Annotated in this window: 14 protein-coding genes; 7 read left to right on the plus strand and 7 right to left on the minus strand. The window is 58.5% G+C overall.

The genetic code is table 11. The features are described from left to right. Positions 1–145 precede the first annotated feature (145 nt). A complete protein-coding gene (locus KP808_RS25470; RefSeq protein ID WP_230017175.1) occupies positions 146–1,096 on the plus strand; it encodes a LysR family transcriptional regulator in 951 nt (316 codons plus the stop codon). Here the strand turns inward: KP808_RS25470 and KP808_RS25475 are convergent. Both KP808_RS25475 and hexR read right to left on the minus strand, forming a co-directional pair. Next, positions 1,050–1,235, minus strand: a complete 186-nt coding sequence (locus KP808_RS25475; protein WP_003316061.1) for a PA3496 family putative envelope integrity protein — start codon at positions 1,233–1,235, stop codon at positions 1,050–1,052. The two genes, KP808_RS25470 and KP808_RS25475, sit on opposite strands and share 47 nt — an antisense overlap. 141 nt (positions 1,236–1,376) lie before the next feature. Continuing rightward, positions 1,377–2,243, minus strand: a complete 867-nt coding sequence (gene hexR, locus KP808_RS25480; RefSeq protein ID WP_002555915.1) for a transcriptional regulator HexR — start codon at positions 2,241–2,243, stop codon at positions 1,377–1,379. Positions 2,244–2,560: 317 nt separating this feature from the next. Here hexR and uvrD point away from each other — a divergent pair, with 317 nt between their 5' ends. The 3 genes from uvrD to KP808_RS25495 all read left to right on the plus strand — a co-directional run bounded on the left by uvrD (position 2,561) and on the right by KP808_RS25495 (position 6,325). Then, on the plus strand, positions 2,561–4,744 hold the full coding sequence (gene uvrD, locus KP808_RS25485; RefSeq protein ID WP_230017176.1) for a DNA helicase II: 2,184 nt from the start codon (positions 2,561–2,563) through the stop codon (positions 4,742–4,744). Positions 4,745–4,944: 200 nt separating this feature from the next. Next, on the plus strand, positions 4,945–5,787 hold the full coding sequence (locus KP808_RS25490; protein ID WP_044319152.1) for a Tim44 domain-containing protein: 843 nt from the start codon (positions 4,945–4,947) through the stop codon (positions 5,785–5,787). Positions 5,788–5,917: 130 nt separating this feature from the next. After that, on the plus strand, positions 5,918–6,325 hold the full coding sequence (locus KP808_RS25495) for an SMI1/KNR4 family protein (RefSeq protein ID WP_004659120.1): 408 nt from the start codon (positions 5,918–5,920) through the stop codon (positions 6,323–6,325). A 41-nt stretch (positions 6,326–6,366) separates the two neighbouring features. Here the strand turns inward: KP808_RS25495 and KP808_RS25500 are convergent, their stop codons facing one another. Further along, entirely contained in the window at positions 6,367–8,130 is a 1,764-nt protein-coding gene (locus tag KP808_RS25500) for a cation:proton antiporter (RefSeq protein ID WP_230017177.1), read from the minus strand. Positions 8,131–8,422: 292 nt separating this feature from the next. Between KP808_RS25500 and KP808_RS25505 the strand changes: the two genes are divergently transcribed. Beyond that, entirely contained in the window at positions 8,423–8,908 is a 486-nt protein-coding gene (locus KP808_RS25505; protein WP_002555921.1) for an acyl-CoA thioesterase, read from the plus strand. A 48-nt stretch (positions 8,909–8,956) separates the two neighbouring features. On the opposite strand, the gene pdxY is transcribed toward KP808_RS25505, so the two are convergent. After that, positions 8,957–9,823, minus strand: coding sequence for a pyridoxal kinase PdxY (gene pdxY, locus KP808_RS25510; protein WP_230017178.1), 867 nt, complete (start codon positions 9,821–9,823; stop codon positions 8,957–8,959). Between the two features lie 118 nt (positions 9,824–9,941). On the opposite strand from pdxY, the gene KP808_RS25515 reads away from it, so the two are divergent. Next, positions 9,942–10,334 carry a DUF3301 domain-containing protein gene (locus KP808_RS25515; RefSeq protein ID WP_057402017.1) on the plus strand — a complete coding sequence of 131 codons (393 nt, stop codon included), beginning with the start codon at positions 9,942–9,944 and terminating at the stop codon, positions 10,332–10,334. Between the two features lie 109 nt (positions 10,335–10,443). Here the strand turns inward: KP808_RS25515 and KP808_RS25520 are convergent, their stop codons facing one another. Continuing rightward, on the minus strand, positions 10,444–11,415 hold the full coding sequence (locus tag KP808_RS25520; protein WP_230017179.1) for a CobW family GTP-binding protein: 972 nt from the start codon (positions 11,413–11,415) through the stop codon (positions 10,444–10,446). Between the two features lie 52 nt (positions 11,416–11,467). On the opposite strand from KP808_RS25520, the gene KP808_RS25525 reads away from it, so the two are divergent. After that, positions 11,468–11,842, plus strand: a complete 375-nt coding sequence (locus tag KP808_RS25525) for a hypothetical protein (RefSeq protein WP_058402547.1) — start codon at positions 11,468–11,470, stop codon at positions 11,840–11,842. A gap of 4 nt (positions 11,843–11,846) precedes the next feature. Here KP808_RS25525 and KP808_RS25530 read toward each other — a convergent pair whose 3' ends face one another. Both KP808_RS25530 and zigA read right to left on the minus strand, forming a co-directional pair. Next, positions 11,847–12,497: a DUF1826 domain-containing protein gene (locus tag KP808_RS25530; RefSeq protein WP_058407642.1), complete on the minus strand. Its 651-nt coding sequence runs from the start codon at positions 12,495–12,497 to the stop codon at positions 11,847–11,849. After that, the gene (gene zigA, locus KP808_RS25535; protein WP_058402520.1) at positions 12,497–13,708 is read right to left on the minus strand and encodes a zinc metallochaperone GTPase ZigA; all 1,212 of its coding nucleotides are present in this window, start codon (positions 13,706–13,708) and stop codon (positions 12,497–12,499) included. The genes KP808_RS25530 and zigA overlap by 1 nt, the downstream gene beginning before the upstream one ends. Between the last annotated feature and the right edge of the window lie 109 nt (positions 13,709–13,817).

Below are 13,817 nucleotides of genomic sequence, written 5' to 3' on the forward strand. Positions count from 1 at the left end.
CCGTTTTTGTAACAGGGCATGTGACTGAATGCCGCAGGGACACCCTATGCCGAATCGAGGATTAACAAAAATGAGTAAAAGTTGGGTGATGCATAAGTAAAAGCTTATAGTTGAAGCTTCTTGTCGTCTCAGGAAGCTTTTATAAATGCGTAAGTCATTGATGCGTATGACATTGCGTCAGCTGCGTATTTTCAATGAAGTATGCGATCTGCGCTCATACAGCCGTGCAGCCGAAGAGATGTCTCTGACGCAGCCTGCCGTCAGCCTGCAGATTCGCCAGCTTGAAGAGCTGATCGGCCAGCCGCTGTTCGAATACGTCAGCAAAAAGCTCTACCTCACTGAGGCGGCGCAGGCACTGCAACTGGCCAGTCGGGATATTTTCGGACGCCTGGAAAGTCTGGACATGCAGCTTTCGGACATGCAGGGCTCGCTGCAAGGCCAGCTGAAGCTGGCGATTGAATCCAGCTGCAAGTATTTCATCCCTCACCTTTTCGCTGCATTCAAACGCCAGCACCCGGAAGTCAGCCTGAGCCTGATGGTTGTCAATCGTGCACAGATAATCAGGCGATTATCGGACAACCGCGATGATCTTGTAGTGATGTCAGCGGTTCCGCTGGATATGGGGCTGCAGTTTCTACCCTTTCTCAACAACCCGATTGTCGCCGTAGCACCGCCTGACCACCCGCTGAGCAGCCTTGCGACGCTGAACTTGAAAGACCTGGAGCCTTGGCCGCTGCTGACCCGAGAGACGGGTTCAGGCACACGCCGGGCCTGCGAGGAGTACTTCAAAGAGAAACGCGTGCATTTCACGCAGACGCTGGAGGTGTCTTCCAGCGAGGCGCAACGTGAATGCGTGGTCGCCGGACTGGGCCTGGCGATGCTGACACGGCATGCGGTCTGCCAGGAACTCGCCACCGGTGCTCTCGTGGAGCTACCCGTGGCGGAGCTGCCGCTGTATCGAAGCTGGTGCGTGGCTCAGGCCAGAGACAAACGCCTTTCACCCGTGGCACATGCCTTTCTTGCGTTCATCCGCACCGAACGTGCGCAGATCAGCCAGCTTGTCGAGCGTTTCGACGGTCGACCGCGGGCAACTTGATAGTCTGCCATACAGCGTTGTCCATGCCGTCCATGTAGTCACACAGCTCCTGATTAAGCTGACGCGCTTCACTATAGCTCTCGATAGCCCGACGAAACTCCATGCGGCGCTGGTCTTCCTGCTGACGGCGGGTTTTCACGGTGCTGGTGGGTAAATCATCGTAATGCCGAGCCATATCCTGTCTCCCAATACGTTTTGTGGGAGCACCAGAATGGAGCGCTGCGGTGACAATCAGGCGGCATGCAGATGACAGATCGATGAATTCCGCTCGGTTGAGCGATCAGTCTTCGTGAGTCTTTATTGACTTCGGCGACAGACGCAAGCCACGCAGGCTGCGCTTGACGCTCTTGAGGTGGTTGACCAGGCTCGGGCCGCGGGCCATTGCCACGCCCATCGCCAGCACATCGATCACCACCAGGTGCGCGATACGGGACGTCAGCGGCGTGTAGATTTCGGTGTCTTCATGTACATCGATAGCCAGATTGACCGAAGACAGCTCGGCCAGCGGCGTCTGGCTCGGGCACAGGGTAATCAGCGTTGCGCCGCTCTCGCGGACCAGATTGGCGGTGATCAGCAAATCCTTGGAGCGCCCCGACTGGGAAATGCATACCGCGACGTCTGTCGGCTTGAGCGTGACCGCCGACATCGCCTGCATGTGCGGATCGGAATACGCTGCCGCGGTCAGCAGCAAACGAAAGAACTTGTGCTGCGCGTCGGCAGCCACTGCACCGGAAGCGCCAAACCCATAAAATTCGACCCGATTGGCCCCGGCCATGGCCGTGACTGCCATCTGTAAGGCATGGGGGTCGAGGTTTTCGCGCACTTCCATGAGCGTGTGCAGGGTAGTGTCGAAAATCTTCAGGCTGTAGTCGGCGACCGAATCGTCTTCATGAATCGCGAACTGGCCGAAACTCGCACCCGCTGCCAGACTCTGCGCCAGCTTGAGCTTGAGGTCCTGAAACCCGGTGCACCCAATGGCGCGGCAGAAGCGCACGATGGTTGGCTCACTGATGCCGACGCTATGCGCCAGATCCGCCATGGAACTGTGCATCACGGCCGCAGGGTCGAGCAGCACATGGTCAGCTACCTTGAGCTCCGATTTGCGCAGCAAATTACGTGACTGGGCGATGTGTTGCAGCAGATTCAAGGGGCAGACTCGGCAAAGGGAAGATGGGCTGGGTTGTAGCTTTCTTGTAGTTATACTACATGACCTGCAAACCGCCCAGTTAAACGACGCTTAAACCTGTTACACGAGCCCTGAATGGGTGAATCGAAAAAAATTGTGGGAATAATCCTACATTAAGCTGAATCCTGCGCCAGGCCTGCGAATGGCCAGTCTTCAAAGTCGACTGACCGCGTTCGACCCTGCACCGCACGATGACCGGTCGTCAGCACCCGGTCATTTTTATTGCCTGACGCAAAGCATGGTTTGCCCGTCATGACGCAGCACCCTAGAATGCGCGGATGCGCGATGATCTCTCTCTTCTTCTGAATTCCCTCAACGATGCCCAACGTCAGGCCGTAGCCGCCTCATTGGGTCGTCAGTTGGTCCTGGCCGGTGCTGGCTCCGGCAAAACCCGTGTGCTGGTGCATCGCATCGCATGGCTGATGCAGGTCGAGCAAGCCTCCCCGCATTCGGTCCTGTCGGTGACGTTCACCAACAAGGCTGCCGCCGAAATGCGCCACCGCATCGAGCAGCTGATGGGTATCAGCCCTGCCGGTATGTGGGTGGGCACCTTCCACGGTCTGGCCCACCGCCTGCTGCGAGCGCACTGGCAGGAAGCCGGGCTGGTGCAAACCTTCCAGATTCTCGACAGCGATGACCAGCAGCGCTTGGTAAAACGCGTGATGCGCGAGCTGGGCCTGGATGAGCAACGCTGGCCTGCGCGTCAGGCCCAGTGGTTCATCAACGGCCAGAAAGATGAAGGCCTGCGCCCGAAACATATTCAGGCCAGCGGCGATCTGTTCCTGACCACCATGAAAAGCGTCTACGAAGCCTACGAAGTCGCCTGTCAGCGGGCTGGCGTCATCGACTTCTCCGAACTGCTGCTGCGCGCACTCGACCTGTGGCGCGATAATCCGGGTTTGCTCGAGCATTATCAGCGTCGTTTCCGCCATGTATTGGTGGATGAATTCCAGGACACCAACGCCGTGCAATACGCGTGGCTACGTCTGCTCGCTCAGGGTGGCGACAGCCTGATGGTGGTCGGCGATGACGATCAGTCCATTTACGGCTGGCGTGGCGCGAAGATCGAGAACATCCACCAGTATTCGTCTGACTTCCCGGACACCGAAGTCATCCGTCTGGAGCAGAATTACCGCTCCACAGCGAGCATCCTCAAGGCCGCCAACGGCTTGATCGTCAATAACAGCGGCCGCCTCGGCAAGGAGTTGTGGACTGACGTCGGCGATGGCGAGCTGATCAACCTGTATGCAGCTTTCAACGAACACGATGAGGCGCGCTATGTGGTCGAGACCATCGAAAGCGCGCTGAAAACCGGAATCTCGCGCAACGACATCGCCATTCTGTACCGCTCCAACGCCCAGTCACGAGTGCTTGAAGAAGCCCTGCTGCGTGAGCGTATTCCATACCGCATCTATGGCGGACAGCGCTTCTTCGAACGGGCTGAAATCAAGAACGCGATGGCCTATATGCGCTTGCTGGAAGGCCGTGGCAACGATGCAGCGCTGGAGCGGGTGATCAACGTTCCGGCTCGTGGCATCGGCGAAAAAACCGTCGAAGCGATTCGCGAGCATGCCCGTCATGCCGACGTCTCCATGTGGGAAGCCATGCGCCTGCTGGTCGCCAACAAGGGCCTGACCGGCCGCGCCGCCACGGCCCTGGGCGGGTTCATCGAGCTGATCGAGAACCTGTCGGCCAAGGTCATGGAGATGCCGCTGCACCTGATGACCCAGACGGTTATCGAGCAGTCCGGGCTGATCACCTATCACGAGCAGGAAAAAGGCGAGAAAGGCCAGGCGCGGGTAGAAAACCTTGAGGAGCTGGTCAGCGCGGCTCGTGCTTTCGAGAATCACGAAAGCGAAGAAGACCTGACGCCACTGGCAGCGTTTTTGGGGCATGCCTCGCTGGAAGCAGGCGACACCCAGGCGCAGGAGCATGAAGACAGCATTCAGCTGATGACCCTGCACAGCGCCAAGGGCCTGGAGTTTCCGCATGTGTTCCTGGTGGGCATGGAGGAAGGGCTGTTCCCGCACAAGATGAGTCTGGAAGAGCCGGGGCGTCTGGAAGAAGAGCGACGTCTGGCTTATGTCGGCATCACCCGCGCCATGAAACAGCTGGTGATGACCTACGCCGAAACGCGTCGTCTGTACGGCAGCGAAACCTACAACAAGGTCTCGCGATTCGTACGCGAGATCCCGCCGGCGCTGATCCAGGAAGTACGCCTGTCCAACAGCGTGAGTCGCCCGTTCGGCGGCACTCCGAAGTTCAACAGCAGCAGCCTGTTCAACGGCACCGGCATTCCGGAAACCGAGTTCACCATGGGCCAGCGCGTCCAGCATGCGGTGTTCGGCGAAGGCGTGATCCTCAACTTCGAGGGCGCTGGTGCGCAGGCACGGGTGCAGGTCAACTTCGCCGAAGGCAGCAAGTGGCTGATGATGGGCTATGCGAAACTGGTGCCTTTGTAGGCCGGTCAACCATCGTCCATACGCCTTGGCTATTGCGCCCACGCTCGAGCGTGAGGAACGATAGCCAAGGGCGCATCTTACGAAGCGCGCTGAAAAGTCCTACGCTATTTATGTAAAAGTCCGAAACACTAACGCGCTGGTCATGTAGTCATCTGCTGTGCAACATGGCGCGCGTGCAATCACAAAACGGGAATACCCTTATGCAACGTTTTCTAAGCATCGCGATGGCGCTGTGCATCGGGCTCACCATGAGCCTGGATGTGAACGCCGCGCGTTTCGGTGGCGGCAAGAGCATGGGCTCGGCGCCTACGCACCAGACACGTCAGGCCGCACCCTCCACGCCTGCGGCAGCGCCTAACGCTGCGGGCCGTCCTGCCCCTGCGGCAAGCGGTGCTTCGCGCTGGCTGGGCCCATTGGCCGGTATCGCTGCCGGTGGCCTGCTCGCGTCGATGTTCATGGGTGACGGCTTCAACGGCCTGCAACTGTTCGACATCCTGATCATGGGCCTCATCGCCTTCCTGATCTTCCGCTTCATTGCACGTCGTCGTCAGCAGCAACAGCCGAAAATGGCTGCTGCCGGTGCACCGTACCAGCGTGAAAGCAGCCAGCCTGCGCAGAACCCGATCTTCGGCAGTTCCTCACCGGCCTCCGCTGCGCCAGTGATCAACGCCCCGGCCTGGTTCAACGAAGAGCGCTTTCTGGAAGCCGCTCGTGGCCACTTCCAGTCGCTGCAGCAGCACTGGGACGCCAACGAAATGGACAAGATCGCCGAGTTCGTTACCCCGCAAATGCTGCAGTTCCTGAAAAAGGAACGTGCGGACCTGGGTGATGGCTTCCAGTCGACCTACATCGACAACCTTCAGGTTCAACTGGACGGTGTGGATGATCGCGCCGACAAGACCATCGCTACCCTGACCTTCTCGGGCGTGTCCAAGACCTCGCGTTTCGACCAGGGCGAAGTGTTCAGCGAAAGCTGGAACATGGAGCGCCCACAGGGTGATAACCAACCGTGGCTGGTGGCAGGAATTCGCCAGAACGGTTGAACCAGAATCCTTTCTCGCGTTCAGAACCCCGGACATGTCCGGGGTTTTTGCTTATCCGTTCGGATAGTTATTTTGAGAAAGGCTTTACGCTACTGTATAACCCGCGCCATCAAGTGAGAGGATCTGTGTCGTGGAAGAAGTCATCGAACAACTGCGTGAAGCAAACGAGCCGGTCCCGGTTCCGCTTGAGCTGCCAGACGAAGACCAACTGGTCGAAATTGAAGAACAGCTGTTCATCAATATTCCGTTCGTCTTCAAAGAGTTTCTCCTGACGGTCAGCGATGTGGTGTACGGCAGCCTTGAGCCCGTCACCGTGACCGATCCGCAGTCGCACACCTATTTGCCGGACGTGGCCGCCACGGCCTGGGATCTGGGCGTGCCGCGCGAGCTGATTCCGATCTGCCAGGACGGCGACGACTACTACTGCGTCGAAGAAGACGGCACGGTAGTGCTGTGGTCTGCCGAAGAGGAACTGGTCACCGAGGAAAGCTGGGAGTCGGTCTGGCACTGGGCTCGGGATGTCTGGCTGGAAAGCTGAGACACCCCTGCGCGGCAAAGACTGTAAGGTAATCTCCGGGCTCAATGCCCGGATGATTCCTGATTATTGCCCAGGGTCTCCAGCAGCGCGATCTGCATCCGCGTATGCACGCGGATCAGCCAGCGCCAGAGCAATGCCGCGACCAGAGCGGCAATCAGGGCGATGACCAGAAGCAATTCGTTGGCAGGCAGAATACTTGCCGACAATGCTGCCAGCATCACGAAAATCACCACCAGCGACAAAAGCGGAATCACTTCCGCCACGACCTTGCGCACCCGCACGGTATGTCGGCCCGCCATCTCGGGTTTGACGCCCATCTCCACCAGCAGCATCGACAGCGCCTTGAGCTTGCGATACGCGGCAATCAGAAACGGCAGCGACAGCAGCAACGCCGCGCCGCAGATCCAGGCTTTCTGGTGACTGACATCGGCCACCCATTCGTCCATGTACCCGCCAAGATGCTCGGCAAAATAGCCGCCGCTGAAGAAAATCGCCATTACCAGCGCCAGATTGACCCCGACCTGTAGCAGAATCCGCCGGATCATCCCGGCAAGCACTGCACCCTGCCCTTGCGGCTGAATGCTGCGCAGCCACTCACCGTACATGCCGAACACCCGTGCAACGCGCCGGGGCATGATCGACGCCAGCTTGAGTGACAGCGGATCTGCACCGCGAATCAGGTAGGGCGTCAGCAAAGTAGTAATGGCTGATACCGCCACTGCCACCGGGTAGAGAAAGTCGCTGGTGACCTGCAGGGTCATGCCGAGCGCCGCGATGATGAAGGAAAACTCGCCAATCTGTGACAGCCCCATCCCCACGCGCAATGAGGTGCGACCGTCATTGCCGGCGATAAACGCCCCAAGGCCGCAAGACAGCATCTTGCCCAGCACCACAGCGACAGTGATGACTGCAATCGGCCAGGCATATTCCAGCAGGATTTTCGGGTCGATCATCAAACCGATGGCGACGAAAAAGATTGCGCTGAACATGTCACGAACCGGCTCGATCAATCGCTCGATTTTCAGCAGCTCACGCGACTCAGCCATGATCGCACCGATCAGGAACGCGCCCAGCACCATGCTGTATTCCAGCTTGACCACCAGCAGACAGAAGCCGAAACACAGGCCCAGCACGGTAATCAACAGCATTTCATTGCTTTCGAACCTGGCGACATAGGCCAGCAAACGGGGCACCAGCAGAATCCCGATCACCAGCGCTACGATCATGAACAGCGACAGTTTGCCGACCGTGGAAAACACTTCCCCCGAACTGACGGAGCCGCTGACTGCGATGCCGGACAACAGCGCAATAATGCCGATGCCGAGAATGTCTTCGACGATCAGCACACCGAAGATCAACTGGGCAAAATGCTGGTTCTTCATCTTCAGGTCGTTGAGCGCCTTGACGATGATGGTGGTGGAAGAGATCGCCAGAATCGCGCCGAGAAACAGCGAGTCCATGGTTTTCCAGCCAAAGAACTGCCCGATCTCGTAACCGATCCAGATCATCAGGGCAATTTCCAGAAAAGCCGCGATGAACGCCGTCGCGCCGACCTTGAACAATTTGCGCAGGCTGAATTCCAGCCCCAGGCAGAACATCAGGAAGATCACTCCCAGCTCGGCCAGAATTTTGATGGTTTCTTCGTCATGGATCAGACTGAACGGCGGAGTGTGCGGACCGATGATGAACCCGGCAACGATATAACCGAGCACCACTGGCTGCCTGAGGCGATGAAAAAGGATGGTCACCACGCCGGCCACCAGCATGATCACTGCCAGGTCCTGAATGAAATTGATGGCATGCATGGGGATACGGCTCCTTGTGGGTGATGACTCCTAAAACCGCTGGCGCTGTTCTTGCAACGGCGTCGGCTGGTAGTTGCGCCATCAAAATCGGATGAAAGCGTAGGAAAATTCCCGATCCACGGGTTTTTGCAGGTTAACACCGCCCCCTTCGACATAAAGCCGGTGCAATATATGGAAACAGATAGTTATGACGCGTGACGGCCGCCTGCTGGCCAGCGTCCCGATAACTGTCACAAGCCCCTTGAGCGCCAGGATAGGCGCCCCTTGAACACCTTGACCGTGTGAGTACGCTATGGAACCCGGAAACGCCCAGCTGTCGATGACTGTATTGATGACCCCGGACATGGCCAACTTCTCTGGCAACGTACACGGCGGCACGCTGCTCAAGTACCTGGACGAAGTGGCCTACGCGTGTGCCAGCCGCTACGCCGGACGCTATGTGGTAACGCTGTCGGTGGACCAGGTGATTTTTCGCGAGCCAGTGCATGTCGGCGAACTGGTGACCTTCCTTGCGTCGGTCAATTACACCGGCAACACGTCCATGGAGGTGGGCATCAAGGTGGTCACCGAAAACATCCGCGAGCGCTCGGTACGCCATTCCAACAGCTGCTTCTTCACCATGGTTGCCGTGGACGACAATCGCAAACCCGCCAGCGTACCGCCTCTGGAACCGGAAACACCGGAAGGCAAGCGTCGTTTCATTCAGGCGCAACAACGTCGCCAGATTCGTCAGGAACTGGAAAAGCGTTATCAGGACATCAAGGAAGAAGCCTTGTAAGGGACAGGCTCAGACATGGATGCCTGAGCCCTCGGTTGCATCTGAAGGTTACAGACGCACAGCGTCGAACTTCACCCGTGGATGCGCGATGCGATCCTGGGCGCGCACCAGTTCCAGCTCGTAACTGCCGCAAGCCTGCGTTTCCAGCAGCACTTCGTGGACTGCTGCTGCGGCGAATTCGAACGCTGCAACCAGATCGTCGCCCAGTAAAATGCGTGACAGAAACAACCCGGAGGTCAGATCCCCCACACCGACCGGCTGGCGTGGAAACGCCAATAGCGGGCGACGCAGGTGCCAGCTTTCCTCGGCGGTCACCAACAGCATTTCAAAGCCGTCGGCAGCCTTGCCGGGGTAATCAAGGTGTTTGACGACAACCGCTTTGGGACCCCGCGCCAGCAAGGCCCGCGCCATCGCCAGGCAGTCGGCCAGCGATTCGGGCTTGCGGCCAGAGAAGCTGTCCAGCTCCAGCTGGTTGGGGCACATGAAGTCAGCCATGGCCGCAGCCTCTTGCAGCAGGAAGTCGCTGACTTCAGGCGCAACGATGCAGCCTTTTTCTGGGTGGCCCATTACCGGGTCGCACAGGTAAAGCGCCTTGGGATTGGCAGCCTTGATGCGCGCCACGCCGGTCAGAATCGCCCTGCCCTGCGCCGCACTGCCCAGATACCCGGACAGCACGGCATCACAGTTACCCAGCTCGCCGATGGCGGCTATCCCGTCGATCAGTGCGGGAATCTGCTGCGGGGCCAGCACTTCGCCTGTCCACTGCTTGTATTGCGTGTGGTTGGAGAACTGAACCGTATTGAGCGGCCAGACATTGACCCCGATACGCTGCATCGGGAACACCGCCGCGCTGTTGCCGGCGTGGCCGAATACCACATGGGACTGGATAGCGAGCAAGTGAGGCGTACGTTTCATTGGGGGCGGAATCCTGAACACGATGCAAATGCAATAATGAGAAATATAAGTTGCGCAGTATGGCTGTAAATCACTCAGGGCAGTTAAGCTGGTAACACCTACGCTGGAGCACTCCGTCATGCTGACCCTGGGAAATATCTTCGTGCTGATGCTGTTCGCAAGTGCTGCGGCCTGGTGGTGGCACGCCCATGGTCTGCGAGAAAAAGCGCTGGCGCGCGTCAAGCAGCATTGTGCACGCCTTGAACTGCAACTGCTGGACGACGCCGTTGCGCTGCGCCGCCTGACCTTTGCCCACGACGCTCAGGGTCGCAAGCGCCTGGCCCGCGTGTATGGCTTCGAGTTCACGGTGACGGGCGAGCAGCGTCACCCTGGCACGATCACCATGTTCGGCGCGCACACTGCGCAAATCGAACTGGCACCCTACCCGTTTGAAATCAAGACGCCACCACCCAGCGCTGAAATTATTCAAATGAGCGAGTGGCGTCAATCGCATCAGAAATGGAAGCAGTAGCGGCTGGGTAAATGCAAATCGTTGTGGGAGCGAGCTTGCTCGCGAAGAGGGCGTCAAAGCCCCCGAAAACAGGGCGTTTGAAGGGTCGCCGTCGCGAGCAAGCGGCGCGTCACGCCAGACACTCCGCCATCTGCGCCTGCAACTTATCCACATCCTGATCGGTGGAAAAGATCAATTCCAGACGTGAATCCTGACGCCACTCGCTGACTTGCCAGGCTATCGGTGCGCCATCGACCACATTCCCGGAATACCAGCCACCCTCGCTGTGGATAACCATCTTCGCCCGCCGCCAATCAAGGCTTTCCAGCCAGTACAGAATGCGCTGCAGGTCGAAGCATTGCGAGGGATGCCAGCGCCAGCCGATGCTCCAGCCTTCAGCACTGGCCTGACTCAGGCAGATCGGTACCTTCGGGTCGACCCATAGCGCAGGCAACTGGCCAACGCTGTTGGGCAGCATCAACTTATCCACAGCCTGTTTATCCACAACGGCAGCGGCGTTGAACCCCGGTATCTGGCTCGGGTGCAGCTCCCCGTATCGGGTCCAGATCAAGGCGTGCGGCAGCAACTGTTCGGCCAACGCCCGGCGAGAGACTTCATCCAGTTGCTCGGACTTGTTCATAACCACAAGCCCTGCATCCGCCAGTGCTTCCTGCTGAGTGCTCGGCAACGGTTGTCCGGCGAGCATTGCTTGCGCGTCCAGCACCACCACGCCGGGCTGAACATTCAGGACGCCGCGCCAGGGCACCTCGCGCAATTGCGCCATGAGTTGCGCAGGATGACCCAACCCCGAAGGCTCGATCAGCAGACGATCAGGCCGGGCCTTGCGCAACAAACGCCCCAGACCGATCTGGAACGGCACGCCATTGACGCAGCACAGACAGCCGCCAGCCACCTCGCCAAGTGCGATACCATCGGCATCCGTGGTCAGCAACGCGGCATCCAGACCGATCTGTCCGAACTCGTTTATCAACACGGCCCAGCGTTCATGGGCGGGTTTCTGCGCCAGCAGGCGTCTGATCAGGCTGGTCTTGCCGGCGCCCAGCGGGCCACCGATGACATGCGTCGGTATGTTTTGCAGCATGGGATCACTTTTGACGAATGCGTGGGTCATTGAAGAGCAAGGAAGGGTAATGATGCAAGTGATGTGGCTGCCCGCCCGCCTGGCACTGATGCTGCTGATGGCGAGTTCGGGTACGGCGTGGGCCGAGGCGTGTCTGGTCCACAGCCAGGCCGAAAGGCTTGATGTGAAAGTCTGCCAGGAAAATATCAATATCCCGGCAGACCTGTTCCACGACAGCTTCTGCAAGCCACAACTGGCCGGGCAGAAGACCGAAACGACCTACTCGCAACAGTGCCCGGCAGGTGCCTTCGGTGTCTGCCGCAACGCGCAAGTCGCCAATCTGCCGTATCGTGAGCACATTCACTATTACGGGGTCGCCCGTGACGCGCTGTACCTCAAGCCCTTTTGTGAGGGCCAGAGCAAGGGGCAATGGGCAACCCCTGAATAAAGTTTCAGTCCAGCCAGTCCAGCGTCAGAATCAACCTGCGCTCGTTACGCAGCAGTTGCGGCGAGCGATGGATCAAACCGAAGCCTTCGTTACCGTGCCAGCGTTCCCCCTTGAGCAACGCCACTTCCCCGCTGTTGATCTGCTGGATACGGGCAGCATCCGTCGGCTCGGCGTCCAAATGCCCCAATTGTTTACGGTCCATCACCCCTTCATGCAGCCATTGACTGCCAACTCCGCCATAAGTGGTGATAAGACGTACCGGCACATGATCAACATGGAAGCGCGGGCACATGGCCTTGTCGAGCACGCGCAGACGCAGGCCAACGCACTCGGCACCCAGCAGGCAGGCATAGGCGCCGACCAGCCATGAAACGTCGGCAATGAAGCCCTGATACCCCTGCAGATCGGAATATCCCCGAGCCAGCGTGGTCAGGTCAGGCTCGACTTCACCGCCCCTTACTTGCAGGGGCATGGACTCGGCAAGGGGCTCGCCCATCGACAGCAGCAAGGCACCGAAATCCTCGATGTGCGCAGGCAGTTGACGCTGCCAGACCGCAAGGTTGACGTCATCCTGGAGGATCTCGCTCAATACCTCAGGCGTGCCGCCGTGTGCTTGACGAACGGCTGTCTTGTCATTCAAACGATAGGCCAGCATCAGGCAGCCACCTCTTCTTCGTACCAGTCGCCAAAAGGATCGGCCAGCGTGCGCCAGCGCTCGACACCCGCCGCCATCTCGGTATCAGTGAGCAGGCATTTGTCCAGTTCGGCTGTCAGCAGGGCAAAATCAATGTTCTGACCGATGAACACCAGTTCCTGACGGCAGTCACCGGTTTCAGTCGACCAGTTCTCCAGAATGGATTTGACGCTCTCCTTGTCCTCGGGCCAGCTGTCGCGGGTCACGAAACGCCACCAGCGTCCGGCAAAACCATGGCGCATCAAGCCGCCCGCCTGCGACCAGCTGCCTGCATCCTTGTATTTGCTGGCCAGCCAGAAGAAGCCTTTGGAGCGCAGCAGCTTGCCATTGGTCCACGGGCGATTGATGAAATTGAAAAAACGCTCCGGATGGAACGGGCGCCGGGCACGATAGGCAGTTGATGCTATGCCGTACTCTTCGGTTTCCGGCATGTGTTCGCCGCGCATTTCCTTTAGCCAGCCCGGTGCCTGAGAAGCACGCTGGAAGTCAAAACGCCCGGTGTTGAGAATCGTCGCCAACGGCACCTGGCCCATCACCATCGGCACAATCTCGGCTTCGGGGTTGAGGCGCTTCAGGATCGCCATCAGCTCTTCACGCTCACTGGAGCTGATCAGGTCGATCTTGCTGAGCAGGATGACGTCGGCAAATTCGATCTGCTCGATCAGCAGGTCGGTAATCGAGCGGTCATCGTCTTCACCCAGGGTTTCACCGCGTGTGGACAAGCCGTCAGCCGCTTCGTAATCGAGCAGAAAATTCACGCCATCGACGACGGTGACCATGGTGTCCAGACGCGCCAGATCCATCAGGCTTTTGCCAGCTTCGTCACGAAAAGTGAAGGTCTCGGCCACTGGCAGTGGTTCGGAGATTCCAGTGGATTCGATCAATAAATAGTCAAAACGACCGTCCTGAGCGAGGCGACTGACCTCTTCAAGCAAGTCCTCGCGCAAGGTGCAGCAGATGCAACCATTGCTCATCTCGATCAGCTTTTCTTCGGCACGGTTCAGGCTGACATCGCGCTGAACTTCGCTGCCATCGATATTGATCTCACTCATATCGTTGACTATTACGGCAACCCGCAGGTTTTCACGATTGCGCAGCACATAGTTGAGTAAAGTGCTTTTACCGGCCCCTAGAAAACCGGACAGAACGGTAACGGGTAGAAGATTTGCCATCAGGATTCTCCAGGCAGCTGCAAGGCTTGAACCTTGTTCATGTCGGCTGCAACGAATCCCTCAGGCAGCCGGCTCTAATCACACTGAGATGTTATAGTATAACAACACA

Origin of the sequence: Pseudomonas savastanoi (genome assembly GCF_020917325.1) — a bacterium.
Classification (GTDB): Bacteria; Pseudomonadota; Gammaproteobacteria; order Pseudomonadales; family Pseudomonadaceae; genus Aquipseudomonas; species Aquipseudomonas amygdali.

Excerpts from the sequence above, each read along its gene's own strand:
- zigA (WP_058402520.1), bottom strand. The coding sequence starts at position 13,708 with ATGGCAAATCTTCTACCCGTTACCGTTCTGTCCGGTTTTCTAGGGGCC.
- KP808_RS25500 (WP_230017177.1), bottom strand. The coding sequence starts at position 8,130 with ATGCATGCCATCAATTTCATTCAGGACCTGGCAGTGATCATGCTGGTG.
- KP808_RS25520 (WP_230017179.1), bottom strand. The coding sequence starts at position 11,415 with ATGCTGCAAAACATACCGACGCATGTCATCGGTGGCCCGCTGGGCGCC.
- KP808_RS25505 (WP_002555921.1), top strand. The coding sequence starts at position 8,423 with ATGGAACCCGGAAACGCCCAGCTGTCGATGACTGTATTGATGACCCCG.
- KP808_RS25525 (WP_058402547.1), top strand. The coding sequence starts at position 11,468 with ATGCAAGTGATGTGGCTGCCCGCCCGCCTGGCACTGATGCTGCTGATG.
- KP808_RS25470 (WP_230017175.1), top strand. The coding sequence starts at position 146 with ATGCGTAAGTCATTGATGCGTATGACATTGCGTCAGCTGCGTATTTTC.
- uvrD (WP_230017176.1), top strand. The coding sequence starts at position 2,561 with ATGCGCGATGATCTCTCTCTTCTTCTGAATTCCCTCAACGATGCCCAA.
- KP808_RS25515 (WP_057402017.1), top strand. The coding sequence starts at position 9,942 with ATGCTGACCCTGGGAAATATCTTCGTGCTGATGCTGTTCGCAAGTGCT.
- KP808_RS25490 (WP_044319152.1), top strand. The coding sequence starts at position 4,945 with ATGCAACGTTTTCTAAGCATCGCGATGGCGCTGTGCATCGGGCTCACC.
- KP808_RS25530 (WP_058407642.1), bottom strand. The coding sequence starts at position 12,497 with ATGCTGGCCTATCGTTTGAATGACAAGACAGCCGTTCGTCAAGCACAC.
- pdxY (WP_230017178.1), bottom strand. The coding sequence starts at position 9,823 with ATGAAACGTACGCCTCACTTGCTCGCTATCCAGTCCCATGTGGTATTC.